Annotated in this window: 23 protein-coding genes; 5 read left to right on the top strand and 18 right to left on the bottom strand. The window is 62.7% G+C overall.

The window, feature by feature from the left end; genetic code table 11:
* Window positions 1-155: 155 nt before the first annotated feature.
* Entirely contained in the window at window positions 156-578 is a 423-nt protein-coding gene (locus tag QZ269_RS01390) for a hypothetical protein (RefSeq protein WP_291423500.1), read from the top strand.
* A 680-nt stretch (window positions 579-1,258) separates the two neighbouring features.
* On the opposite strand, the gene QZ269_RS01385 is transcribed toward QZ269_RS01390, so the two are convergent.
* The 15 genes from QZ269_RS01385 to QZ269_RS01315 form a co-directional block, all read right to left on the bottom strand.
* Complete coding sequence (locus QZ269_RS01385) at window positions 1,259-1,942, bottom strand: hypothetical protein (protein ID WP_291423498.1); 684 nt, start codon at window positions 1,940-1,942, stop codon at window positions 1,259-1,261.
* A 99-nt stretch (window positions 1,943-2,041) separates the two neighbouring features.
* Complete coding sequence (locus QZ269_RS01380; protein ID WP_291423548.1) at window positions 2,042-3,292, bottom strand: S41 family peptidase; 1,251 nt, start codon at window positions 3,290-3,292, stop codon at window positions 2,042-2,044.
* Between the two features lie 250 nt (window positions 3,293-3,542).
* The gene (gene rplQ, locus QZ269_RS01375; protein ID WP_291423496.1) at window positions 3,543-3,893 is read right to left on the bottom strand and encodes a 50S ribosomal protein L17; all 351 of its coding nucleotides are present in this window, start codon (window positions 3,891-3,893) and stop codon (window positions 3,543-3,545) included.
* Between the two features lie 89 nt (window positions 3,894-3,982).
* A complete protein-coding gene (locus tag QZ269_RS01370; RefSeq protein ID WP_291423494.1) occupies window positions 3,983-5,011 on the bottom strand; it encodes a DNA-directed RNA polymerase subunit alpha in 1,029 nt (342 codons plus the stop codon).
* Between the two features lie 13 nt (window positions 5,012-5,024).
* Window positions 5,025-5,642 carry a 30S ribosomal protein S4 gene (gene rpsD / locus QZ269_RS01365; protein WP_291423492.1) on the bottom strand — a complete coding sequence of 206 codons (618 nt, stop codon included), beginning with the start codon at window positions 5,640-5,642 and terminating at the stop codon, window positions 5,025-5,027.
* Between the two features lie 145 nt (window positions 5,643-5,787).
* A complete protein-coding gene (gene rpsK, locus QZ269_RS01360; RefSeq protein WP_291423490.1) occupies window positions 5,788-6,183 on the bottom strand; it encodes a 30S ribosomal protein S11 in 396 nt (131 codons plus the stop codon).
* 3 nt (window positions 6,184-6,186) lie between these two features.
* Window positions 6,187-6,567: a 30S ribosomal protein S13 gene (gene rpsM / locus QZ269_RS01355; RefSeq protein WP_291423488.1), complete on the bottom strand. Its 381-nt coding sequence runs from the start codon at window positions 6,565-6,567 to the stop codon at window positions 6,187-6,189.
* 2 nt (window positions 6,568-6,569) lie between these two features.
* The gene (gene rpmJ / locus QZ269_RS01350; protein ID WP_019012075.1) at window positions 6,570-6,683 is read right to left on the bottom strand and encodes a 50S ribosomal protein L36; all 114 of its coding nucleotides are present in this window, start codon (window positions 6,681-6,683) and stop codon (window positions 6,570-6,572) included.
* Between the two features lie 120 nt (window positions 6,684-6,803).
* Window positions 6,804-7,046: a translation initiation factor IF-1 gene (infA, locus tag QZ269_RS01345; RefSeq protein WP_291423546.1), complete on the bottom strand. Its 243-nt coding sequence runs from the start codon at window positions 7,044-7,046 to the stop codon at window positions 6,804-6,806.
* A 162-nt stretch (window positions 7,047-7,208) separates the two neighbouring features.
* Window positions 7,209-8,399 (bottom strand): VWA domain-containing protein, encoded by a 1,191-nt coding sequence (locus QZ269_RS01340; RefSeq protein ID WP_291423475.1) that lies wholly within the window; start codon window positions 8,397-8,399, stop codon window positions 7,209-7,211.
* Between the two features lie 85 nt (window positions 8,400-8,484).
* Window positions 8,485-9,621, bottom strand: coding sequence for a cysteine desulfurase family protein (locus QZ269_RS01335; RefSeq protein WP_291423473.1), 1,137 nt, complete (start codon window positions 9,619-9,621; stop codon window positions 8,485-8,487).
* A gap of 16 nt (window positions 9,622-9,637) precedes the next feature.
* A complete protein-coding gene (locus QZ269_RS01330; protein ID WP_291423470.1) occupies window positions 9,638-11,365 on the bottom strand; it encodes a PASTA domain-containing protein in 1,728 nt (575 codons plus the stop codon).
* Window positions 11,366-11,446: 81 nt separating this feature from the next.
* Complete coding sequence (locus QZ269_RS01325) at window positions 11,447-12,097, bottom strand: DUF1345 domain-containing protein (RefSeq protein WP_291423468.1); 651 nt, start codon at window positions 12,095-12,097, stop codon at window positions 11,447-11,449.
* A 276-nt stretch (window positions 12,098-12,373) separates the two neighbouring features.
* Complete coding sequence (rnr, locus tag QZ269_RS01320) at window positions 12,374-16,042, bottom strand: ribonuclease R (RefSeq protein WP_291423466.1); 3,669 nt, start codon at window positions 16,040-16,042, stop codon at window positions 12,374-12,376.
* Window positions 16,043-16,901: 859 nt separating this feature from the next.
* Window positions 16,902-17,660, bottom strand: a complete 759-nt coding sequence (locus QZ269_RS01315; protein ID WP_291423464.1) for an exodeoxyribonuclease III — start codon at window positions 17,658-17,660, stop codon at window positions 16,902-16,904.
* A 97-nt stretch (window positions 17,661-17,757) separates the two neighbouring features.
* Here QZ269_RS01315 and QZ269_RS01310 point away from each other — a divergent pair, with 97 nt between their 5' ends.
* The 4 genes from QZ269_RS01310 to QZ269_RS01295 all read left to right on the top strand — a co-directional run bounded on the left by QZ269_RS01310 (window position 17,758) and on the right by QZ269_RS01295 (window position 20,512).
* Window positions 17,758-18,066, top strand: a complete 309-nt coding sequence (locus QZ269_RS01310; RefSeq protein WP_291423462.1) for a hypothetical protein — start codon at window positions 17,758-17,760, stop codon at window positions 18,064-18,066.
* Between the two features lie 299 nt (window positions 18,067-18,365).
* On the top strand, window positions 18,366-19,265 hold the full coding sequence (locus QZ269_RS01305; protein WP_291423460.1) for an acyltransferase: 900 nt from the start codon (window positions 18,366-18,368) through the stop codon (window positions 19,263-19,265).
* Window positions 19,252-19,857 (top strand): 5-formyltetrahydrofolate cyclo-ligase, encoded by a 606-nt coding sequence (locus tag QZ269_RS01300; RefSeq protein WP_291423458.1) that lies wholly within the window; start codon window positions 19,252-19,254, stop codon window positions 19,855-19,857. Before QZ269_RS01305 ends, QZ269_RS01300 begins: the two co-directional genes overlap by 14 nt.
* 46 nt (window positions 19,858-19,903) lie before the next feature.
* Window positions 19,904-20,512 (top strand): DinB family protein, encoded by a 609-nt coding sequence (locus QZ269_RS01295; protein WP_291423456.1) that lies wholly within the window; start codon window positions 19,904-19,906, stop codon window positions 20,510-20,512.
* Window positions 20,513-20,567: 55 nt separating this feature from the next.
* Here the strand turns inward: QZ269_RS01295 and rph are convergent, their stop codons facing one another.
* Genes rph through QZ269_RS01280 form a run of 3 tightly spaced genes read right to left on the bottom strand, consistent with a single transcriptional unit; the run spans window position 20,568 to window position 23,430 of the window.
* Entirely contained in the window at window positions 20,568-21,326 is a 759-nt protein-coding gene (gene rph, locus QZ269_RS01290; protein ID WP_291423455.1) for a ribonuclease PH, read from the bottom strand.
* A gap of 24 nt (window positions 21,327-21,350) precedes the next feature.
* Entirely contained in the window at window positions 21,351-22,190 is an 840-nt protein-coding gene (gene murI, locus QZ269_RS01285) for a glutamate racemase (protein ID WP_291423453.1), read from the bottom strand.
* 34 nt (window positions 22,191-22,224) lie between these two features.
* The gene (locus tag QZ269_RS01280; RefSeq protein WP_291423451.1) at window positions 22,225-23,430 is read right to left on the bottom strand and encodes a PLP-dependent aminotransferase family protein; all 1,206 of its coding nucleotides are present in this window, start codon (window positions 23,428-23,430) and stop codon (window positions 22,225-22,227) included.
* Window positions 23,431-23,472 lie beyond the last annotated feature (42 nt).

The following is a 23,472-nucleotide window of genomic DNA, read 5'->3' as shown; positions in this document are numbered from 1 at the left end:
CGGGCGTCTGGAGAGCTTGCGCCCGGCAGCCTGCTCGAGCTCCAGCTAGACCATGTTGTCAGCTTCAAGGGTGTGTTCCCCCCCCAACGCCTAGGCCAGAAGGCGGATGTTCCGGGGCTGACGAATGCCTTAGCCTTCCCCTTCCCGGAGGCCCTATGAAACGTCTTGAAGAGACCCGTCCGCCAGGCAGACCTGCGCTGCTTATCCACGCCGCCTTGACCAGAGTCGCAGTTGGTACCCCTCAGATCACCTCCGCACACCTGCTGGCTGCCCAGCTGCCCAATGTGGAAATCGTTCAGGTGGCTGCACTGTCTGAACTGGCCCTCTGTGAGCTGGTGATCACACTAGGTCCAGATATCCCGGTCGAGTTGGCAGTAATCGTGAGCACAATGAAGTACGCCGAGCGAGTGAGCCAGGTGATGTTCGGCGAGGGCGCCATGAAAACCCCAGAGACCTTTATCCACTGCGCCGTTGTGAAAGCCCAGTGGCGCGGCACGAGTGACTGGGATAGCCTGAAAATTCATAGGGAGGAATGGGACGAGCAGCCAGCGGAGACAGCATCAGCGGTCCTCAACTGAGTGACGCCGCCACGTCCGTAGCACACCCTGATCTCTCGCCGCCCGCTGCACTTGATTCGTTACACTTTTCCAGGCAGCTGGCGGTGCTTTTGGGTGTCTCACATACCACCGCGCGGCTTTTCAATTCACCCTTCAACTCAAGGAGACTTCTCATCTCCAAGAGAAACGTTCCCGCCCGTGAGCGCATCACTCCTGTTCAGTCCGGCGTCCCAGAGGTTCAGGAAAGGCAGCGGAATGTACCTACCCTCAGTACCTAACAAGTTGCTCTAGAATCCTTACAGGACGCTGTTTTCCGAATCCTGGCATCGTGCGATACGTTGGGTGCAAGCCCATTGTTGCTCGTCTCTAAGCCATGCAGCGCTTGATTGGCTTGAATCCAGAAAACATTGCGTGAAGTGAGCCTCTCGTCGTTGACGTTCTGGACGACCAGAAACCCAACCTGTCAGGTACTGAGCGACGGGGCGCAACCCTTGCGACATCTTGGACGACCAGTCCCCGGTCTACGATCTGGACGAGTTAGGCTTGCCCGCTTGATCTGGATGACCTGCCCCTTTAGTCTCGGTTCAAACACCCTCTCAGACGGACTGCGCTCAATTCCGCCCGCCGTTTGGTCCAAGACAGCGGGCAGGCTTGCTGAGGCCCCCGGCGTAACCAACCGGAGACTTCTTCTTATACTGGTTTCAGCGGGTCTTGTATTTATCCAGCTGACGCCAGGGCAGGTCGAAATCGGCGTGAACGGTCTGGCCTTCCAGGCTGGTCGGCGTCCACACTTGGCGGTCACTGGTCGGAGCCTGAGCATTCAGGTCGACGGATTGGCCGTTGGTGGTCCAGGTAATCTTGTTCCAGCCATGCACGAGGCTTAGGCTCCGGTTGTTGAAGGTTCCAGCCAGGCAAGAGCCGTTGACCGTTGTGGTCGCCGTTTTGTTGGCAAACCACCAGTAGGTATAGGTTTTGGCACCGTTGAGGTAGCTGATGGCTTTTAGCTCCTGGTTGGTATTGGTCTGTAAACTGTTCAGCAGCATCACTTTGACGTCCGTGGCGGGCGTCAGCGTACAGCCCGTAAACACGTCACTGAGCGCGATCAGATCACTGTTATATTTGCCCTCGACTACACTGGCAGGTGGCAGGGCCAGACTAAACTGCTGCTGCGCGTTCACGGTCGCCACGAATTCCGGTCCCTCGACGATCTGGGCCATAGGGCGCACAGTGGTGGCCGTAGTGCCCTGCAACTGGCCGTAGAGACTTCCAGTCTGTTCAGCTGGCTGGGGCGGTGTCTTGCTTGAGCCGCCGCCCCCACAGGCCGTCAGGAAGAGGGCCATGGTGGTTGCAACAAGTCCTGTACGGGCTAGGTTCTGATTGTTCATAGCTCTAGTGTGCCGCCTGAAGCTAGAGAGCAGTTTCCGGTGAGCTTCAGGCCATCGCCGCTTTTTTCTCATTTCCGATCATATGGCTGACAGCTGCGGTCAGTTGGGGCGATGATCCGGGTCCAGGGCCATACTCGGGGCTGTGGCTAATGCCTGCACCGCCAGGTTCAGCAGGGTATCTTCGCCACGGGTCAGGCGGCGAAGATCGTCCTCGTTCTGTGTGCGGCGCTGGTCTGGGATGATCCGAACCGGGTAGGGAGTGCCGTCCGGTTTAGCGTAATTGGTGATGGTCAGTTGCAGGGCCGCATTGTCCGGAAGCGCGAAGATGCGTGTGGCGGTGTTCCCGACGCCCGCCGTGTCTTCACCGATGATCGGGCCGCGCCTGGCGTACTGCACTTCGTAAGCAAAAAACTCGCTGCACGACGCACTGGCCTGATCGACCAGCACCGCCAGCGGCCCGGTCCAGAGCCTGGGGTTACGCACGCTGCCCACGGCCTGCCCATCTTCGAGGCGCAGACCACGGCTGACACGCGTGCGGACATTCCCATCGCTGGTCCGGGAAATGCGGGTAAAGTCCGGTACGAAGGCGCTCACGGCGCGGTCACATTCGCTCAGACTGCCGCCGGTATCGCCCCGCAGGTCCACGATCATGCCGCTGGCGTGCCTGGCCTGGGCCTGACCGACCAGGTCATGCACTCGCTGCGCCACGCCCCCCCCCGAGAGGAAAGTCGGAATCCGCAGCACTGCGATGTCCTGATGGGGCCCGGTATAGCTCAGTCGGGGCAGGTCACGCGTACTGCTTTCAAGAGGCGTGATGGTCAGTTGGAGCCGCTGATCCCCCCGGTTCAACCCCAGTTGGATGGTTTTTCCGGCCAGCCGCGCCGCGTGCAGGTTGTCGTATGTGTACGGTTTGCCGTCTATGGTCTGCAACACGTCGCCGCGCCTCAGTCCGGCTTTCTGGGCCGCACTCTCGGGCACGACTTCCAGAATGACCCGGTTTTGTCCGTCCAGCTCGGCCAATTTGACCCCAAACTGTCTGCGCTCACCGCCTGTGGCAGTAGTCAAAAAATCCTCAAAGTCCTCGGGCGTCTGGAAGTAGCTGTGCTCGTCTCCCAGCGCCGTGATTTCGGCGGCGATCACCGGGTAGGCTGTGGTGACCGGGCAGCTCTGGGCGACATTCATACACACTGTATTCAGGCGAGTTTGATATTCCCGCGCCAGTTTGAAGCGGTCGACCTGACTGAGACCGCCGTAATTCTGTTCGACCAGTTCATTGACCTGATCGAACAACTGCTGTGCCGGAGCAATGGGGTCTATCGCCGCCGGAGTGGTGTTTGCCGCCGAGGTCATCCACACGCCTGTGCTGGGCGCTAAAGAGGCCGGGGGAGCCGCCAGCACCGAGGTCGTCAACAGGACGCTTAGCCAGCCGAGAGGCGACTTGACGATCAGCGACCTGTGGGGTTTCATGGTGCTCCCTATTTTGACTTGTGCAGATGGGAACTGGATGGGGCCGGAATGTCAGCTGCACCACGATATAGACCGGAGCAGCCCAGGCAACGAAAAACCCCCGCCGAAGCAGGGGCTTTTGGTAGAACCCGGTTTAGACGAGTTCGATCAGGGCCATGGTCACGCCGTCACCACGGCGGGTACCGATACGCAGAATGCGGGTGTAACCACCGGGGCGCTCAGCGTACTTGGGGGCCACTTCGTCCATGACTTTACGAACGACGGCGAGGTCGTTGATGTCCTGGGCGATCAGGCGGCGGGCGTGCAGATCGCCACCCTTGGCGGTGGTGATCAGTTTCTCAACAAAAGGGCGCAGCTCTTTGGCCTTGGTGAGGGTCGTTTGAATCCGGCCTTCACGCAGCAGGGCCGTCGCCTGGGCACGGGCCAGGGCGGTGCGGCTGCTGCTGTTGCGGTTGAGCTTGCGTCCGGCTTTACCGTGGCGCATGGTGTATCTCCTTGAAGTCTAAGATGGGGGTTCCCTTTTTACCATCCCCCCTTGCGGGAGAGGGTAGGCGCAACGCGCCGGGGAGGGGGTTAATCGCGCAGGGCGAGGCCGAACTGGGCGAGTTGCTGTTTGATTTCGTCGAGGCTGCGTTCACCGATGCCGGGCACTTTCTTCAGGTCGCGGTCACTCAGGGCGCACAGGGCGTCCACCGAGTCGATGCCTTCTTCCTTCAGCGAGTGCAGCACGCGGGTGGTCAGCCCCAGACCTTCAAGAGTCACGCGGGGCGACTCCAGATCAGTCGGGAAAGGCTGCGGGGTAGTGCTCAGCTCGGGCTGACGCGGCAGGTCGTAGGGGTTGGGATTCACGCTTGGGCTGCTCTGGCCGTAGTTGCTCAGAGCGCTAGGCGTGTAGATCGCCTGGGGCGCATCCGCGACGACTGGCGGCAGGGTTTCGACGTTGCCGAACACGTTCAGTTCGCTGCGCAGAATTTCCACAGCCTTGTCGAGGGCTTCCTGGGGTCCGGCGCTGCCGTCGGTCCAGATTCGCAGAATCAGGCGATCCAAATCGGTCTGCTGTCCCACACGGGTATTTTCCACATGGTAGGCCACACGGCGCACCGGGCTGAACGCAGCGTCAACAGGAATGCTGTTGATACGGTCCTTGGTGGCGTGCTTGTCTGCCGAGACGTAGCCTTCGCCTTCCTCGATCCGGACTTCCATCACCAGTTTGCCGTCTTCGGCTAGGGTGGCGATCACCAGATCGGGGTTAACGATTTCGGCGTCTGAAGGCACTTCAAAGGCGCTGGCCTTCACTTCCCCTTCGCCCGTTGCGCGTAGGGTCAGCGTCTTGGGGCCGGGGGCGTGAAATTTAACGACCAGTTCCTTGAGGTTCAGGATCAGCCGAATGACATCTTCCTTGACGCCGGGGATCGTCGAAAACTCGTGCAGGACATCCTCGATGTACACGCTCGTGACGGCAGTGCCGGGGATCGAGGACATCAGGATGCGCCGAATGGGGTTCCCGATGGTGACGCCGTAACCTCGCGTGAGGGGTTCGAGGACGAATTCGCCGTAGTTGCCGTCCACGCGGGCTTTGAGTTGAGGGCGCTTTTGATCCACTGGGGCCTCCGATTTAGCGCGAGTAATACTCGATGATGAAGTTCTCGTTGATGGGCAGGGCGAGGTCTTCGCGGGCGGGCAGGCGGGCAAAGGTGCCCTTGAAGTTGTCATGATCCATCTCGACCCAGGGCGACACACGGCGGCGCTTTTGCGCGTCCATGTTTTCCTGAACGAAGCCCATGCTGCGGCTGCCTTCAGCCACCGCAATCTCGTCACCGATCTTGACGCGGTAGCTGGGAACGTCAACTTTCTTGCCGTTCACGAAAATATGACCGTGTCCGACAAACTGACGGGCCTGGCGGCGGGTGCTGGCAAAGCCCATGCGGAAGACGACGTTGTCGAGGCGGCGTTCCAGCAGTTGCAGAAACACAGTGCCGGTGACGCCGGGAACGCTGGCGGCTTCTTCGAAAAGGTTGCGGAACTGTTTTTCACCCATGCCGTAGAGGCGGGCGAGCTTCTGTTTTTCACGCAGACGTACCGAGTAATCGCTCGGGCGGCCCTTGCGGCGCTGGCCGTGCTGACCAGGGCCGTAGGGACGCTTATCGAGGTACTTCTGGACTTTCTCAGTCTCCGCGAGGTTAATCCCTTCGCGGCGGCTTTGTTTGGTAATGGAACCACGGAAACGACCCATTTAAATTCTCCTTACAGCGACCAGACTCTCTTTCTGGCCGGGTCTGCGGCCCTCTGTTGCCCAGCTTCTCGCCTGTGGTGAGGCTTCAGTAACCGGTTTGACCCGGTCACAGCGAAACTGGGGCAGGTGGGCACGCGCAGTCCGCTTAGGCGCGGAACTTTTTCTTGGGGCGGCAGCCGTTGTGAGGCACGGGGCTGTCGTCCATGATGCTGCGAACTTCGATACCCGAAGCCTGGATGGCACGGATGGCCTGTTCACGGCCCGAGCCGCTGCCACGCACGATCACGTCGACAGCGTTCATGCCGAACGAGGTCTGGGCCTTTTTCACGGCGTCGGCGGCAGCCAGCTGGGCTGCGTAGGGCGTACCCTTCTTGCTGCCTTTGTAGCCGATGGTGCCGCCACTTGACCACGCCACGGAGTTGCCGTCCATGTCGGTGATGGTGACGATGGTGTTGTTGTAGCTCGCATGCACGTAAGCGCGGCCCGAGCTGATATTGCGCCGGGCGCGACGTGGAGCTTTGCCTTTGGTTGCTTTCGCCATGGCTTACTTCCTCGCTGCCTTTTTCTTCCCGGCAACGGTCTTTTTCGGACCTTTGCGGGTGCGGGCGTTCGTCTTGGTGCGCTGGCCGCGCACGGGAAGGCCACGGCGGTGGCGGATTCCACGGTACGCGCCGATGTCCATCAGACGCTTGATGTTCTGGCCGATTTCGCTGCGGAGGTCACCCTCGACCTTGAAGGTTTTTTCAATAACTTCACGCAAGGTGCTCTGCTCGGCTTCAGTCAGGTTCTTGACGCGGGTATCGGGGTTGATGCCGGTCGTCGCCAGAACTTCCTTGGCACGGGTCGGGCCAATACCGAAGATATAGGTCAGCGCAATCTCGATGCGCTTTTCGCGGGGAAGGTCAACGCCTGCTACGCGGGCCATACTTAACCCTGCCTCTGCTTGTGCTTAACGTTGGTGCAAATGACCAGCACGCGCCCATGGCGGCGGATCACTTTGCAGTTGTCGCACATCTTTTTGACACTGCTACGAACTTTCATACTTCCTCCTCGCGCCGCCGCACCAATCATGGTGCCCCACTCGCGTGTTCAGTGGCAGCGCTCGACCCTCTGTTCACCATCAGTGGCAGGGAATCTGATGGTCACTGCTCTGGCCGTGTGTTACTTGCGGTAGACGATGCGCCCCCGACTGGTGTCGTAGGGGCTGATTTCCAGAACCACACGGTCACCAGGCAGAATACGGATATAGTGAATCCGCATTTTTCCGCTGATATAGGCCAGAATATCGTGTCCCGTATCCAGCTTTACGCGAAAGGTCGTATTGGGTAATGCTTCTTCTACGACACCCTCAGCACGTACGGTATCTTCATCCTTTTTGGGCTTTTTTTCCCGCTGTTCCGGCATCTTTCGTCTTGCCACGCAACCTCCAGGCCATTACAGGCCAAACATAAGGTTACTACACTTCTGCCGCTACCGACAAGCACCCCCCCAGCTCTACCCATCAGACAAGGCGTTATGTCCGAAATAGCAGGACGATCTGAGGACCTGTTCGACTCAGGAGGTGGTTCAACTTGCGCCGCCCCGCGTCACGATGCCCTGCTGACCGGCCCAGGCCGCCACGTCCTGCCCGCTGATCGCCGTGGCCATGAGGCCAGGAAACTGATCGGGCGTGCAGGCAAAAGCTGGAATGTGCATGGTGGCAAGGGCCTGCGCGACCCGGTGGTCGAAACTGGGTGCGCCGTCGTCGGAGAGGGCCAGCAGCGCAATGACATTGACCCCGGCGTCTTTGAGGGTGCGGGCGCGGGCCAGCATCTCGCGCTCGTTGCCCCCCTCGTACAGGTCGGAAATGAGCACTAGGATGGTCTGCTCGGGCCGGTCGATGATGCCCTGACAGTACGCTAGGGCGCGGTTGATGTCGGTGCCGCCGCCCAGCTGGATGCCGTAGAGCACGTCTACCGGGTCGCCGAGCTGTTCGGAAAGGTCCACGACCTCGGTGTCGAACACCACCACTCTGGTTTCCACAGCTGGGAGGCTCGCCAGCACGGCGCCGAAGACCCCCGCATAGATGACGCTGCTGGCCATGCTGCCGGACTGATCCAGGCACAGCACGATGTTGCGTAGGCTGCGGCGTTTGCGCCCGTACCCTACCAGTTGTTCGGGAATCACGGTGCGCTTGTCGGGCAGATAATTTTTCAGGTTCTTGCGGATGGTGGCGTTCCAGTCGATCTCGTTACCTTTGGGGCGGAAATTGCGCTGGGCGCGGTTCAGGCTTCCGGCAACGGCGGCGCGGGTCGGCTCTTCCAAACGGCGGGTCAGGTCGTCCACCACCTTGCGGACCACGGCGCGGGCGGCGTCTTTGGCCCGCGCAGGCATCACGCCCTTCAGCGACAGAAGCGTACCGACCAGCTGCACGTTCGCCTCGACTTGCTCCAGCATTTCCGGTTCAAAAAGTAGCTGCGCCAGATTCAGGCGCTCGATGGCGTCTTGCTGCATGACCTGCACCACGCCTACCGGAAAAAACTCGCGTATATCGGCCAACCAGCGGGCCACACTGGGAGCGCTGGCCCCCAGACCGCCGCGCCGCGTGCCCCCATCAGGAGCGCCGTACAGCCCCGCCAGAGCGGCGTCTATACGTTGATCCTGTACCGAGAGGGGATAACCTTCGCTTCCGGCTTCAGCATGGTCGGCCTCGCTGCCCAGCACCAGCCGCCAGCGGCGAAGTCGTTCGGAAGTGGGATGGCCGGAAGGAGAATGCATAGTTATCTTGCCTCCTAATACAAACTGCCGATTGAATCAGGTTTTTCTATAACAAAAAATACCACAAATTACGCCAATAACAAAACTACCCCAGCCGACTCCACTCACTCACCTGTGCCAGTGCGGCGGCGGCGGCGGCTATCTCGGCCTGGGTGGTCGCCGCCCCGAAGCTGAAGCGCAGGCTGGCGCGGGCATCGGATTCGCTTAGGCCTAGAGCAGTTAATACGTGGCTGGGCTGCATGGTCCCGGCGGCGCAGGCACTGCCCGTACTGGCCGAAATCCCCAGCATGTCGAGGTTCATCAGCAGTGCCTCACCGTCTGCGCCAGGAATGGTCACGTTGACAATTCGGGGACTCCCCCCTCCAGGCTGATTAAAGCGCAGCCCTGGAATATCAGCGATGAGCTGGCAGAACTGCCTGTTGAGCGTGCTGAGGTGTGTAAAAGTGGCTTCCCGGCGGGCCTCGGCCTGGGCCAGGGCTAGACCTGCGGCGTAGACCCCCGCCGTGTTTTGGGTGCCGGGGCGCCGCCCACCCTCCTGGCCGCCACCCAGCGTCACCGGGAGCAACTCGGTGCCGCGCCTGACATACAGGACCCCCACGCCGCGTGGCCCGCCCCATTTGTGGGCGCTGAAGGTCGCGAAGGTAACGCCCCAGGCCCCCAGGGCAACTGGCAAAACGCCGGGAGCCTGTACCGCGTCGGTGTGGTAGGGAACGCCGCGTGCAGCGGCGACCTGTGCCAGCGCGGGCGTATCTTGCACCGTGCCGATTTCGTTGTTGGCATGGTGGATGGAAACCAGCGCCGTATCGTCGCGCAGCGCCCCGGCCAGTTGTTCGGGCGAGTAACCGCCCCGCTGATCGGGACTGAGGAAAGTCACCTGCCAGCCCTGCGTTGCCAGCCACTGGGCCGGAGCGAGCACTGCCGAATGTTCGGTGAGGGTGGTCACGAGGTGTCCGGGACGTCCGTGGTGCGCTTCCCAGGCGCGGGCTACAGCCAGCAGGACGTGGTTGTTTCCCTCGGTGCCGCCGCTGTTCATGGTCAGGGTACGCGGGTCGGTGCCCAGGGCCAGCGCGAGGCGGGCGCGGCCTTCTTCCAGCTTTTCACGGGCCGCCTGCCCCGCTCCGTGCACACTGGCCGGATTGCCGGGCAGCGCCGCCGCCTGGGCATAGGCCGTGAGTGCCTCCGGCGTCATCGGATGACTGGCGGCGTAATCGAGGTAAATCATATGGACGCTCCCCGTTTTACTGCGGATTGACGCGGGCGTATTCGGCCCCGTTGGCCCGGATAATGAACACGGCATTGCCACGCACGTTAGTCGGAGCAGAGGCCTGGAACCCGGCCAGCCTGGCCGAATCGGTCTCGGGCAGCACCTCCCGCTCGCCGTCGGCGTCCTGCACAACCACCGTGTAGTTTCCGCTAGGCAGATCGGCGGGGAAAACGTAGGAGAACGTGACCGTACGCGCCTCGTTGGTGGTTTCTGTAGGGGGCGCGGCGCCGGTGGCGTCGGGGCGAGTCGCGTCGGGCGTCGGCGCTGCGGCGGTGCTCTGGTCAGTGGCAGCGGTCTGATCCGTGACAGTGGCCTGATCCGTGGCAGGCGAAGTTTGCCCAGTGGAGGGGGCCGGTTCGATGGGCGGTGGCGGCGGCACGTAAGGCGGTGGAACAGGGAGGCTACCTGCCGGGGTGCTAGGCGGAGTGTACTTGGCGGTGGCGATCACCAGTTGAACCGGGCTGCCCACCGTGACACGTACGAACGGCGCGGGACTCTGGCGTAAAACAGTATTTTCCGGGCGGTCACTGGGTTCCTTGATCACGTCGGTGAGTACCAGGCCCGCCGCACGCACATGCTCACGCGCCTGGTCGTAGGTCAGTCCTTCAAGCAGAGCGATCCAGGTTCCCTTGCCCTTGATCCCGGTACTGACAAGCACCTGAATCGGCAGGCCGCGCTGCGTGGTCGCCCCCGGCACAGGCACCTGTGCGATGATGCGGCCTTCCGGCGTGTTAGTAAGGGTTCCGTCGACCTTAGAAATCTTGCCCAGCTTTAGCACATTGTCTTTCAGGGGGGACTTAGCCTGTTCCAGTGTCATGTCCTCGATCTTGGGCACGGTCAGCGGCTCGGGCTTATTGACCGTCAACGTAATGAGGCGGCCTACCGGCAGCTGCGTGCCTGCGGGCGGTTCCTGGCGAATGACTGAACCGACATTGACCGCGCTGCTGTCGCCGTAATTATATTCGACCCGGTAGCCGGCCTTGACCAAAATCTGCGCAGCCTCACGGGCGGGGCGTCCGGTGACGGCCTTAATCTGAGTGACTGGTGGGTTGAGATAGATCTGGGCGGCCTGCGCCCCGAATCGGCCCGCTCCGGCCAGAAAAAGCAGCCCAGGAACAAAGCTAAGCCACGCGAGGCGGTCAAGCGGCCTGCGCGGCGCTTTGATCTTTCCCCCACTTAGGGCGCTGAGGGCCGCACTGTTGAGTACCGCGATCTGCTCGGGTGTGCGGCTTGTTCTAAGAGGCCGCAGGTAAGTCACTTGGGGCAGCTGACCGTTCATAACGATGTCGGCGTCCGACAGGGCAAAGCCGCTGGCGGCCAGGGCAGTGGTCAGGTTCTGCACGGCCTGAACCTCTTCTTGCGACTTGACCCGCTTGGCCGACTGGGTCAGGTAGTCCTGAAACGGTTGACCGCTCACGTCCTGCCACACGGCGTAATACGCGCCGGGACGGGCGACGACATCGGTCAGGCCCGCCGGAGCAATGGCCCGGATGGCGGTGCGGTAGGCGTGGAACTGCTGGCGATCCGCCGGAGTGGTGACATCGAACCACGCCACGCGGCGGATAACGCCCTCGGCAGCCTTGACCTCGTACATGTGGAGGTTGCCCTCCTGAGAAAGTTCGCGCAGCACCTCATATTTCCCGTCAATCACCTGTGGCGTGGCGGGAGCAGAGGTTGAGGTTGAGGAGTCCGGCACGGTCATGCGCCAGACAGCATAGCGCGGCAACTTGTGAGAGGGGTTATGGGGAGGGGCGCAGCTTGACCCCTGAGCCGACCCATCCCTTTAGCCAGCGATACTAGCGACGGCGCTGAACGTAACGGCGATAATCACGGCGCTAAAGCCGTAGGACAGCAGGGCGTGCCCCAGCAGCAGGCGGCGCATCCTGTGGGTGTCGAGCAGCATGTCGGACGCCTGAAAAGTCATGCCAATCGTAAAAGACAGGTAGGCGAAGTCAACGATATTCAGTTCTCTAAGCGGTTCGGCGCGGCCATGCTGCGTGAACTGCACGCCCGCGTTATCGGTGTAGTAGCGCCGGGCGTAGTGCAGGGTGTATTCGGCCTGAATAAGCAGCCAGGACAGCGTAACGGTAAGAACCGCCAGTCCCGTGAGCAGGTAGGCAAGCGTGCCTTTGGCCTGGGAAGCCGCGTGTAGCGTGAACAGCACGCCGACCAGACTGACCAGGGCCGACAGGATCGTCAGGCTGGCGGCCACCACGCGGGTTTCGTCCTCACGGGTGGCCAGCTGGCGCGTCTGCTCCGGGGAATAGTCTAGGAACCGGGCCAGCCGGATGAGGTTAACCAGACAAAAGCCCGCCCAGCCCAGCAGGATGCGCGCCTCGGCAGGCCAGTTGTGCGGAACCAGCAAAGTGGTCAGCAGACCAGCACCTATACCGGTAGCGAGGCGGTGGGCGGCGCGCGGCGGCATAGGCGACATGCGCCGCAGCATAAGCCAGATGAAAAAGTGCTGCGTGAAACGGTGCCTGTGGTTACAGAGTAGTGCGGAGTGCGGTTCAGTCGCCTAGACAGTGCTCCGGAACCTTTACGCTGGCCCAGAGCTTCGGCCAATGTGGATAGTTCAGAGTCAATCCGAGCGGCTACGAGAAGGAAAAATACGGATTCCGCAGTATGGCGGTACAGGAGGTGTCGTCCCAGCTGTACCAGAATTTAGCGGAATCCGTATTTTCCTGGCGATGTTGCCTTGACCCGGCCTTTACTCGCTGCTGCTCGGAGCGCCGGGCGTGCGGCGGCCCCGGCGACGGCGGCGGCGTTTGGCTTCTTCCGACTGAGCCGTCTGGGCGGCGCTGGGCGAGGCAAGATTGTGCTGAGGCTGAACCAGACCTTGCGGGGCCAGAGTGTGCTCGGTCAGGCTTTGCTGGGCTGACAGGCTGGCCGAAGCCGCTGCCGGGGCTGCTTCTTGCCGGGCAGCGCGGCCATTGGGGTTTTGCACGGCGGGGCGGTCACTGCCGCCACGAGTCTGGCTGCGGGCAGTGCCTGAAATCTGGCCACCGCGTTCGCTGCGTTCCTGGCGGTTGTAGCCGCGCTCACGCCCGCCACGGGCCTGGCTGGGGCCTTCTTCTGGGGGCATGTTGTCCAGCGACCAATCTCCAAAATACATGCGCTGCACGGTAATGTTTACCGGGCGCAGGTGCTCGTTGCGGGGGCGCTCAAGGGTAATCACCCGGCGGGAGCCGCCCGCGCTGCGCCCGCGCTGACTTTCAGTGCGTTGGCCGTTCATGCTGACTCCGCCGAAGGTGCGCTCCTCACGGCGTCCTCCCTGTGTCCGCCCTGCCTGGGGACGCTGGCCCTGACGGTAGCTGCCGCCTTCGCGTGGTGGGCGCGGGAGTCCGGTCTCGGTGGCGGCGTCCTCGTCCAGGGTGAACTTCTTGGGGGCGCTGACAGGCACGGCGGCCAGCTTTTCGCGGTGTTCGGCTTCGCGGTCCTCGCGGCGACGGGCACGGGGTTTGACGGGTGAATCCATGACGTTCTCCTGCGGCGCATTAATATCGCCGGGTCTGTAATCGGGGCTGGTGGGGTCGGCCTTGACCAGATCGATCTGGCGGGCCATGGGTTTGACTTCCTGAATGGTGACGTTGACCGGATCCCCGAGACGGAAACTCTGCCCGGTGCGGCGGCCCTTGAGCATCTGGGCGTCCTCGATGTAGGCGTAGTAGTCGTCGTCGAGGTAACTGATGTGTAGCTTGCCTTCCACGCCGTTTTCCAGCGATACGTACAGACCGCTGGCCGTTACGCCCGACACGGTGCCGGGGAAGGACTCGCCCTTGTGCTCCTGCGCCCACTTGCACTGGTAGTACTTGGTCAGGTCGCGCTCGGCTTCGGCGGCCTTGCGCTCGGCGTCGCTGGTGTGCTCGCCCATGCCCGGCAGCCTGGCCTGAAACGCGGCAACCTCACGGCTTCCGGCCCGCAGTTCGCCCAGCAGCACGCGCTTAAGCGTTCGGTGAACCACCAGATCGGGGTAGCGGCGAATCGGGCTGGTAAAGTGCAAGTACTCGTCAAACGCCAGCCCGAAGTGGCCCACATTCTCGCCCGCATACTTGGCCTGCTGCATCGAGCGCAGCAGCAGCGTATTGACCACGCTTTCGCGCGGGGTGCCGCGCACGGCTTTCAAGACCGCCTGATACGCCTGTGGGGTTGGCTGGCCGCCGGGGAAGGCCTGCCCGAGCCGCCCGATAGCCGCGCTCACGTCCTGAAAGCGTTGCAGCGTGGGTTCCTCGTGGATACGGAACAGGGTCGGAATCTCGCGTTCAATCAGGTAATGGGCGACCACCTTGTTGGCGAGCAGCATCAGGTCCTCGATCATCCCCCGCGCCGTTTCCTCGCGGATGGGAATAAGTTCCATGCGCCCGTCGGGGCCGACATCCACCTTAACCTCGCGCAGCTTGAAGTCCAGCGAGCCTTCACGCAGGCGCTTCTGGCGCAGTTTGGTCGTGATTTTAAGCAGCAGGTGCAGGTCACCCTCGAGTTGCCGGGCGTGATCAGGCAGCGTGGCGGTGGCTTCGCTGTACGCCTGCACCTCGTCATAGGTAAGCCGCGCCTTGGAATTGATCACGCTAGGCGCGAGTTGCACTTTAAGAATCTCGCCCTCGGCAGAGAGTTCGACCAGCGCGGTCATGGTCAGGCGGTCTTCGTTGGGAACCAGGCTGCACACCCCGTTGCTGAGGTGCTCGGGCAGCATGGGCAGCACCCGGCCCGGCAGGTACACGCTGGTGGCGCGGGCATACGCCTCGGTGTCTAGCGGCGTGCCTTCACGCACGTAATGGCTCACGTCGGCGATGTGCACGCCCACCACGAAGTTGCCCTCGGGCGTGGGCTGGATATGAATGGCGTCGTCGAAATCCTTGGCATCGCGCCCGTCGACAGTGAAGATGTTAAACGAGCGCAGGTCAAGCCGGTCTTTCAGGGCTTCGGCGGGAATCTGGGCCGGAATCGCGTTCGCCTGTTCGACCACTTCCTCAGGGAAATCGCCGCGCAGCCCAAACTTGACAATGACGGCTTCCGTTTCGGTTACCGGGTCGTCCTCGGTGCCCAGCACGCGCACGACCTGCCCGAACACCTCGTCCTCGCCGGTGATCTCGGGCCAGTACAGCTCGGACACGACGCGTGCCCCGGCTTCCAAGTCTTCTAGACCTTCGGGCAGCATCAGGATGCGGTGACGGGCGCGGTGATCGTCAGGTTTCAAAATGGGGTGGCCGTGACTGAACTCCAGGGTGCCGACCAGTTGCTTGTAGGCCCGCTGCACGAAGCGCACCACGCTGGCGCGGGGGTTTCCGTCGCCTTTTTGCCCACGCCGCGAGCCGCCGCGCCCGCTGTCGTTACGGCTGTCGCCCCGGCCTTCTATGCGCACCAGGACGATGTCGCCGTTCCAGGCTTCCATCGTTTTGCCCTCGGGGACGTAGTAGTCCTCGCCGCCCGAGTCGGGAATCACGAAGCCGAAGCCCGCTGCCGACGCCTGGAAGCGCCCGCGCACCAGACTCATGGCCTCGGGCAGCCCGTACATTTTTTTGCGGGTACGGATCACCTGACCGCTTTCAGCCAGTTCTTCGAGCAGGTCGGTCAGGTTGCGCCAGCCGCCGATGCGCTCGAGTGCCTGGCGCGTAAAGGTCTTTTCGAGGTCGCGGACATGAATCGGGCGGCCAATTTTACGCAGCTGGGTCAGCACCAGCGACTGTTCGGGCTGCACCTGCTCCAACGCCACCTGTTCCTGCACCTCGGCGTCGTCGGCCAGGTCGTTGTGCGGCCCCGGCTGTGCTTCTTGCGGTGACTCCGGCTCTGGTGCTGACGCTGACTCAAGTGCGCCTTCCGGCGTCTGCACAGCGCTTGCTGCGGCCTCGCTGCTCTCTGGTGCCTGCACCTGCGCGGCGGCCCCCTTGCGGCCCCGGCGAGTGGCCTTGGCGGGCGGCACGGCCTGCTCGGACGTGGTGAGGTCTAGCGCAGGCTCACTGGTTTCGTGCGTTACGGCGGCTGGAGCCAGGGCCGCTGGAGCTGGCTCTGCACTCTGGGCGGCTGGGACTTCGACAGGTGCAGGCTCAACGGTTACAGGCTCAAGAGTTACAGGCTCAGCGGTTACAGGCCCGACAGGTACAGCTTCGACGCCATCGAGAACCTCGGCCAGCGCCGTTTCCGGGGCCCCTCTAGGCTTGCGCCCACGCTGTTTTTTGGGCCGTTCCAGGAGTACGGGTTCGGCGGCAGCGGCCCCGGCCACCGGCACCGGCTCGGCCAGCTGCTCCGCAAGGGGCTCAGTCAGGGCCTGCTTCGGCTTGCGGCCTCGGCGGGCCGGGGGCTGGGCGGCAGAGGTAGAGGCAGAGCTGTCCGCAGCCGGAGCGTCTTGCTCTGCTGGCAGCGTTGCAACTTTTTCCCTCACCGTGCGGGGCAGACGTCCGCGTCGGGGCTTGGCCGCCTCTTCGACTGTTTCTGGCAAAAGTGCTGGAACAGCGGAAACTGGTTCACTGGGCGCTATCGCCTGCGCCACTCTGGTGCTGCGCGGCTTGCGCTCAAGGGGAGCCGCCCCAGGTTCTGGTGTTGCTGTTCCTACAGCAGCGGGTTCAACGGCGCTGGATTTAATCGAACCGGGTTCAGGTGGGCGGCTTTTAGAGGTGGTGCCCTTAGCCGTAGCGCCCGTCTCTTTTGCCCGGCTGGTGCGCGACTTGCCAGCTCCTGGGGCTGGTAATTCTGACAGGGACGGCTCCGGCTGGGACGGTTCTGAACGGGAGGAGGCCAGGGCTTTTTTCGGGCTACGGCTGCTGCCCTTCGGAGGTTTGGCCGCACTGGAGGCGGCGGAAGGCTCAGCGCTGGACTGAGCGGTTTTCTTCGTTTTCTTCACGGTTTCGGCTTCGGTGCTGGTCGCACTGACCGCCTCAGCCATTTTCTTCATTTTTGGCATTTACGCACCCAGTCGGGCCGATTCACGCCCATGAGCACTTGTAGTCTTGCGTGTGGTGCGGCTAGTACGTGGCCCACTTGGCCCTGGCGTACCGCGTGCATTCCTCTCATGGGGGCCGACGCCGACAATCTTCGCTTCATTCGGGCTTGCCTGCGCCAACACTTTCCGCGGACCCTCATGGTCTTTGCGGTTTGTCACGGCAGTTCCCAACAGCACGCGCAGCATATCACGTCGACTCTGACCGAATGTTTACGCTTTTTGACAGACTTATACGGACTGCGCTCAATTCCGCCCGCAGTCGGGAGGCGGGCAGGCCCCTTCAACCGGAAGTCTATATTCCTCATTCCTGCGGCCACTCGACCTGCCCCGAGAGCGGTGCGTGGTCGCTAAGGCAGGCTTCGCGGTCCACGCCAACGTTACGGATATGCACCCTGGCGGCCAGCAGATAATCGATGCGCCAGCCGACATTGTTAGCGTAAGCGTTGGCCCGGTTGCTCCACCAGGTGTATTCGGGTGTGTCGCCCAGATGCAGGCGGTGGGTGTCGGTCAGGCCGCCCCGCAGGTGGTCTGTCATCCACTGGCGCTCATGAGGCAGAAAGCCGCTGTTTTTCTGGTTGCCGCGCCAGTTTTTCAGGTCGATTTCGCGGTGGGCCACGTTGTAGTCGCCGCCGATCACCAGGGGTATTCCCCCCGCCAGCAGGCCTTCTACCCACACCTGATATTCGCCCAGGATGCGGTCTTTGAACCCCTGGCGCTCCTCGCCGCTGCTGCCGCTGGGGAGGTACACGCTGACAAACCGCACCCCCTGGATCACGGCGCTGATGACGCGGCCTTCATGGTCCATCTGAACGTGGTTCATTCCGGTTCGCACGTCGCTTAGTTCATGGCGCGACAAAATCGCCACGCCGCTGTAGCCCGCCTTCTGCGCCGGAAACCAGGCCGACGCGTAACCGGGAAGCGCCTCCGGCATCGGCCCGGCGCGAACTTCCTGAAGCAGCAGCACGTCGGGTTGCTGGCGCTCGACCCAGGCCGCAAGCCCCCTGCGTAAGGCGCTCCGCAGACCATTGGCGTTGAGCGTGGTGACTTTAAGGCCGGGCATTGCTGCCGAGCATAGCCTGTGCGCCATGAGGCTATTGGTCAAGATACGTTCAGTCAATTCATGTTCAAATCAGCTTGAAGCGGCCTAAGCTGAGCCTATGGTCACCATCAAGTTCATCAACGAGTCAGACGGTCACGAGTTCCAGATGACTGATCCTAAAGCCGTGCGTGTGCTGGACGACATCAAGGTATGGGCGCAGCAGAACGAATACGATCACGTGGCCTTTTTGCGTGATGTCGCGGACCCCCACAAATTCTGGGTGCAACTCGGGGACAACCGCCTGAACTACTGGATTCACGACAGTACCTTTACCGAGGGCAAACATGAGACTGTCGAGATGCAGATGGACTATGCCCGTGGAGCGCAGCGCCGTGTGGCGGCCGGGTACGACAAGTTCGACAACTAGTAATAGTTCGGACGGGTTTAGGACGTTCACACGATTCAGTCGGTGTTTCGCCGTTGACGTACTCACAGTGTTCAGTACTTGCCGGATTATGATTGCGGTACCCCTCCGAGCGGCTTCGTAGAACTGCGCCGCACAGGGGATTCGGGCGTTTTACCCAGATACGCATGAGGGTAACCGCAAGGTTCTCATAATTTCCTAACTTTAGCCGTGCAGATCAGGCCCAGATGAAAGACTCTCAGACAAAGAGTGCTGGATAGGATGACGGTTGACCTTTCCTATCAACTGCTACACTTTCTGGCGTGACCTGGCTCGTGCCCATCAGCATCAATTCGGACGCCCAAAGCGTTTTCGACCAGTTTCTCGGGGATTTGGAGGCCAGGCTCACCGATCCGGCGACTGACCGTTACGAGCTGTGCCGTGAGGTGCTGGCCCAGGTGATGTATGGCCGCAGCTATGCCACGCTGCTTTCTGACATGCCCATGGCTGCGCTCAATTGCGACGCCAACAACGCCACCTTCGAGGCCGAGTATTACATGGCGACCGACCAGGAGCGCTTTAAGCAGGTCAAGCCGCTGCTGTGGCTCTGGAAAAACCTGGACCTGACTCCCTTCGGCCAGAACCCTGTGACGGGCATCCCGCTGCGGCGGGTGCTGGCGGGCCACATCTTCAAAAAGGTGGGCCGCAACTTCAAGTGCTGGCAGAACGTGGAATTCAGCGTCGGCTACAACATGGAAGTCGGGGACGACGTGGTGGTGCACCGCTACGTGCTGCTCGACGATATCGGCGGGATCGAACTGCACGACGGCGCTTCGATCAGCGATTACGTCAACATCTACAGCCACACGCACAGCGTGCTCGACGGCCCCGACGTGACTCTGCGTAAAACGGTCATCGGGCGCGGGGCACGCATCACCTACCACAGCACCGTGCTGGCGGGTAGCATCGTTAGCGACGACGGAATGCTGGCGACCCACGCCCTGCTCCGCAGTGACATTCCGCCGCACGGCATTGCCATGGGGGTGCCCGCCAAGGTCACGCGCTACAAGGTGCGCCCCGAGCAGGAAATGGGCGAGTACCACATTCGGGCCGCCACGCACGCTCGTGTGCCCGACCGCAAGGCGAACCCGGAGTTCCCGGAGCCGACCCCCGGCCAGACCCGCCAACCGGGGCCGGAAGACCTCAGCGGTGGCGAGGGCTGAGCTGCCGCCTCCCCCCAGACCGCCGCAGACTGCTGGTGCCTGCCGGGAAGCGGTCTGGAACGCCCTGGAGCGCACGCGCCTGTGTTCTTTTCCGTTGCCGCCGCACGGCCACTGCCCCAACTTCAAGGGCGCACGCGACGCCGCCAGACAGCTGCTGGCGCATCCCCGGCTGGCGGCCCTGGATTCCCTGATTGTCGGCCCCGAGCGGGCGTTGCTGCCCCTGCGAAAGCTGGCGCTGGAAAGCGGCAAGGTGCTGTACGTGCCCCACCAGAAAAAGGCGGGCTGGTACTGGCGGCTGACTGATCCGGCGGGGGCCAGTCTGAGCAAGATGTCGGCTGTGGGCGAACCCCGCCTGATCCCGGAAGGGGCCAGGGCGGTGGTGCTGGCCTGCGTGGGTGTCGACCGGCAGGGCGGACGACTGGGCAAAGGCTACAGCTGGGGCGCACGTGGCCTGGGCCTGAGCCTGCCGGAATTTACCCTGGCGCACCCCCTGATGCTGCGCGATCAGCTTCCCTGTCCGCCCGACTCGCGGGTGTCGCTGATCGCTACGCCGCAGGAGGTACTTGAGGTTTGTGTCGCTCAGGCGGAGTAAAGGAAGCCTCAGTTTTTCGTTAGGATGCAGGCTCTACACTGATTTTATGACGCAGAAGAACACTAGAGGTCTCCTGCCTGCCGTCGTCACGGTTGCCACCGTGGGCATTGCGGTGGGTGCGGCCTTACTGGCCCGCAAGAACAAGGGCGAAATCAAGGATTTTGTCGTGGCAAACGTCCTCGAAAAACCGGCGGGGCGCAGCAGTTTCACCGATCTGGGCCAGAGCCTTGAACGCGGCGGCACCTATCTGACCCAGCGGGCCGAGGCTGCCAGCGATACGCCCGAAAACCGCGAGGTGCTGGCACATATCATCGGCATAGAGCGCTGGGGTCAGAGCCGGATTCAGGTGGCGCTGGGGCAAAAAGAATTCGTGAAGGACGAGTACCAGGGCTACCGCCCACCCAGCGGCACCGGCCTGCCCCAACTGCGCAGCACCCTGTCGCAGACCCGCGCCCGCACCGTGGAACTGGCCCGGCAACTGCACCACAACCCACCCGACGACGACTTCGTGGTCGAGCATAACGGTTTGGGGCCGCTGACCGCCAAGGGCTGGCTGCGTTACCTGACCCAGCACGCCGACCTCGAAAGCCGCAAACTGCGCTCCGGGAAGGAAACGCTTAGCGTAAGCGAGCAAGAAGCGGCCAGCGCAGGCTGAATAGACCTCTTACAAAAGTGGGGGTCGGGCCGCCCCGTACCGCCGCTTTCACCGATCAGGGCGAGTAGGAATGCCCAAAGCCCTGAACGACCGCCAATTGCCGCGACAGCTCGGCCATCACGCCGCGCACCGCCGTCACTCCGGTCTCAAGCAGGGCGGCGTACTCCTGCACAGTAATAGGCCCGGCTTCCGCGCCGCCCTGCACCTCGATCAGTAGGCCCGTGTCGGTAGCGACCACGTTCAGGTCGGCCCGCGCCACCTTGTCCTCGGCGTAGTCGAGGTCTACCCGCACCTCGTGGCCAAGCAGCCCAGCGCTGATTGCCCCGACGTTATGAATAATCGGCCACTCGCTGAGCTTGCCCGTGTTGATCAGGTGCTCGCAAAAGTCGTGCAGCGCGGCGTGTCCGGCCAGAATGCTGGCGACGCGGGTGCCGCCGTCAGCCACCAGCACATCGCAGTCGATATACAGCGTCTGATTGCGGAAAGATTTGAGGTCCAGGCTGGAACGCAGCGCCCGCCCCAGCAAGCGCTGAATTTCATGTCGCCGCCCGTTTTGCAGGTTGCGTTCGCGGGCCTGGCGGTCGGCCGTCGAGCGCGGCAGCATGGCGTATTCGGCGGTCAGCCAGCCTTCCTTGCTGCCGCGCATGTGGGGGGCGGGTTTGTCTTCGAGGGTCACCGTTGCCAGAATCTCGGTGCGGCCCATACTCAGCTGGGCGCTGCCAGGCGCGTGCGGATTGACTCCGCGTTTGACGGTTATGGGGCGCGGGGTCAGCAGGTCGCGGCCCTCACGGACGGGTAAATTGGTCTGGGTCATAAGCTACCTTGTGATGTAGGCCGTTCAGGTCTGAATGGCAGCGATGTCGAGTGGGCTAGGCGCAGCGAACAGTCCGGCACTCCCCCCACTGAGCATGGTCAGTTGCGGGCGGGCCGCCTCTACCTCGCCAGTCACGAGGTAACGGACTTCTCCCGGTTGCGGGACTTCGGTCAGCAGTCCGGACTGCTCCAGCACGTTGCGGGTGTGCCGCGCCACCGCCGCGCCGCTGTCGACCAGCGCGAACTGATCGCCGAACTCAGCGCGAATGCTGCCGCTTAAAAAGGGGTAATGGGTGCAGCCCAGCACCAATTGATCGCCGCCCGCCTCGGCGATGGGCGTCAGGATGTCGCGCAGCACGGCGCGGGTGCGTGGGCTGTTCGCTTGCCCAGTCTCGATCAGGGGCACCAGTTCGGGACTGGCAGCCTTAACAACCTGAATTCCGGTCGGTTCGGCATACTCGCGAATCACGGTTTGCAGCAGGCTGCCGCGCATGGTGCTGGGCGTTGCCAGCACGCCGACCACGCCCGTGCGGGTGGCCTTGAGCGCAGGCTTGACTGCCGGAACCAGCCCGATGATCGGCAGCGCGAAGTGCGAACGCAGGTGGTCCAGGCTAAAGGCCGAAGCAGTGTTGCACGCCACCACCACCGCCTTGACGCCCTGGCCGTGCAGCGCAGTTACGGCGCGGGCGGTCAGCTGCCGGATGTCGTCGTCCTCGCGGGTGCCGTAGGGCAGGTGGGCGGTGTCGGCGAGGTAGATGAAGTTCTCGTGGGGCAGGGCGCGGCGCAGTTCGGTCAGCACGCTCAGACCGCCCACGCCGCTGTCGAAGACGCCTATGGGTGCGGCGCTGCTTAGCGGGTGGGTCATGGGGTACGGGGTAAGCGACTTGGGCGGGTGCTCATCAGTCGAGGCTCTCGCGGATAGTGTCGGCCAGCGCCTGCACGCCGCGCCCGATCTGTTCGGGGGTCGAGCAGCTGTAGCTCAGGCGCATGGTGTTCTCGCCACCGCCCCTGGCATAGAACGGGCTGCCGGGCACGTAGGCCACCTGACGCTCCACGGCGCGGGGCAGCATCTTGGCTGTGTCGATTCCGTGGGGCAACGTGACCCACAGGAACATTCCGCCCTGCGGCGTGGTGTGCTGTGCGCCCGCCGGAAAGAGGCGATCCATCGCGTCCATCATGATTCCGGCCCGCTCGCCGTAAGCCCGCCTGACCTTCTCGATTTGCGTGGGTAGCAGCGGCAGCAGCTCGGTAATCATCATCTGGTTCAGGGTGGGCGTATGCAGATCGGCCCCCTGCTTGGCCTGAATCAGTTTGCCGATAATCGGGGCGGCGGCCTGCACCCAGGCGTCGCGCAGGCCGGGCACCAGCGTCTTAGAAAAGCTGCTGCAATAGATAACGTGGTTCTGATCCACGTCGCCCCACAGCTCCAGTCCCAGCTGATACAGGCTGGTGATCGGTTCGCCGCTGAAGCGCAGGTCGCCGTAAGGGTCGTCCTCGATGACCAGCACGCCGTGTTGCGCGGTCAGTTCGACCAGGCGGCGGCGGCGCTCCAGGCTCAGTGTGCGCCCGGTGGGATTCTGAAAGTTGGGAATGGCGTACAGCAACTTGACGTTCCCGGCTTTCAGTAGCCCTTCCAGCGCGTCCACGTCGATTCCGCCCTCATCGGTGGGCATTTCGGCGTAGCTGGGCAAATACGGCTGGAACGATTGCAGCGCCCCCAGATAGCTCGGTGCTTCGACCAGCACGGTGTCGCCCTCCGAAATCAGAATTTTGCCGAGCAGGTCAAGGGCCTGTTGGCTTCCGGTCGTGATCTGCACATTGCTGGCCGGAATGTGGCTGCGGGCGGCGATCCACTCGCGCAGCGGCGCGTGCCCCTCGGTGGTGCTGTACTGCAAGGAGGCCGGGCCATATTTGGTCATGACCGTGTCGGCGGCGCGGCGAAACTCGTCCATCGGGAACAGTTCGGGCGCGGGCAGGCCCCCGGCAAAGGAAATCACGTCGGGCCGCTGCGTGATCTTGAGAATCTCGCGGATGGCGCTAGCGTTCATGGTGCGGGCACGCGCCGAGAGAAGCGCAGAAAAATCCAGCGGTTGAGGTCTGGGCATGGCCTTATGGTAGTCCTGTCAGCCTGGAAAGGCACGCGTGAT

This window comes from Deinococcus sp., assembly GCF_018260405.1.
In the GTDB taxonomy this organism is placed as follows: Bacteria; Deinococcota; Deinococci; order Deinococcales; family Deinococcaceae; genus Deinococcus.
This window is presented reverse-complemented; position numbering and strand designations above follow the sequence as displayed.

Excerpts from the sequence above, each read along its gene's own strand:
- QZ269_RS01390 (WP_291423500.1), top strand. The coding sequence starts at position 156 with ATGAAACGTCTTGAAGAGACCCGTCCGCCAGGCAGACCTGCGCTGCTT.
- QZ269_RS01385 (WP_291423498.1), bottom strand. The coding sequence starts at position 1,942 with ATGAACAATCAGAACCTAGCCCGTACAGGACTTGTTGCAACCACCATG.
- QZ269_RS01380 (WP_291423548.1), bottom strand. The coding sequence starts at position 3,292 with ATGACCTCGGCGGCAAACACCACTCCGGCGGCGATAGACCCCATTGCT.
- rplQ (WP_291423496.1), bottom strand. The coding sequence starts at position 3,893 with ATGCGCCACGGTAAAGCCGGACGCAAGCTCAACCGCAACAGCAGCAGC.
- rpsD (WP_291423492.1), bottom strand. The coding sequence starts at position 5,642 with ATGGGTCGTTTCCGTGGTTCCATTACCAAACAAAGCCGCCGCGAAGGG.
- rpsK (WP_291423490.1), bottom strand. The coding sequence starts at position 6,183 with ATGGCGAAAGCAACCAAAGGCAAAGCTCCACGTCGCGCCCGGCGCAAT.
- rpsM (WP_291423488.1), bottom strand. The coding sequence starts at position 6,567 with ATGGCCCGCGTAGCAGGCGTTGACCTTCCCCGCGAAAAGCGCATCGAG.
- rpmJ (WP_019012075.1), bottom strand. The coding sequence starts at position 6,683 with ATGAAAGTTCGTAGCAGTGTCAAAAAGATGTGCGACAACTGCAAAGTG.
- infA (WP_291423546.1), bottom strand. The coding sequence starts at position 7,046 with ATGCCGGAACAGCGGGAAAAAAAGCCCAAAAAGGATGAAGATACCGTA.
- QZ269_RS01340 (WP_291423475.1), bottom strand. The coding sequence starts at position 8,399 with ATGCATTCTCCTTCCGGCCATCCCACTTCCGAACGACTTCGCCGCTGG.
- QZ269_RS01335 (WP_291423473.1), bottom strand. The coding sequence starts at position 9,621 with ATGATTTACCTCGATTACGCCGCCAGTCATCCGATGACGCCGGAGGCA.
- QZ269_RS01330 (WP_291423470.1), bottom strand. The coding sequence starts at position 11,365 with ATGACCGTGCCGGACTCCTCAACCTCAACCTCTGCTCCCGCCACGCCA.
- QZ269_RS01325 (WP_291423468.1), bottom strand. The coding sequence starts at position 12,097 with ATGTCGCCTATGCCGCCGCGCGCCGCCCACCGCCTCGCTACCGGTATA.
- QZ269_RS01315 (WP_291423464.1), bottom strand. The coding sequence starts at position 17,660 with ATGCCCGGCCTTAAAGTCACCACGCTCAACGCCAATGGTCTGCGGAGC.
- QZ269_RS01310 (WP_291423462.1), top strand. The coding sequence starts at position 17,758 with ATGGTCACCATCAAGTTCATCAACGAGTCAGACGGTCACGAGTTCCAG.
- QZ269_RS01295 (WP_291423456.1), top strand. The coding sequence starts at position 19,904 with ATGACGCAGAAGAACACTAGAGGTCTCCTGCCTGCCGTCGTCACGGTT.
- rph (WP_291423455.1), bottom strand. The coding sequence starts at position 21,326 with ATGACCCAGACCAATTTACCCGTCCGTGAGGGCCGCGACCTGCTGACC.
- murI (WP_291423453.1), bottom strand. The coding sequence starts at position 22,190 with ATGACCCACCCGCTAAGCAGCGCCGCACCCATAGGCGTCTTCGACAGC.
- QZ269_RS01280 (WP_291423451.1), bottom strand. The coding sequence starts at position 23,430 with ATGCCCAGACCTCAACCGCTGGATTTTTCTGCGCTTCTCTCGGCGCGT.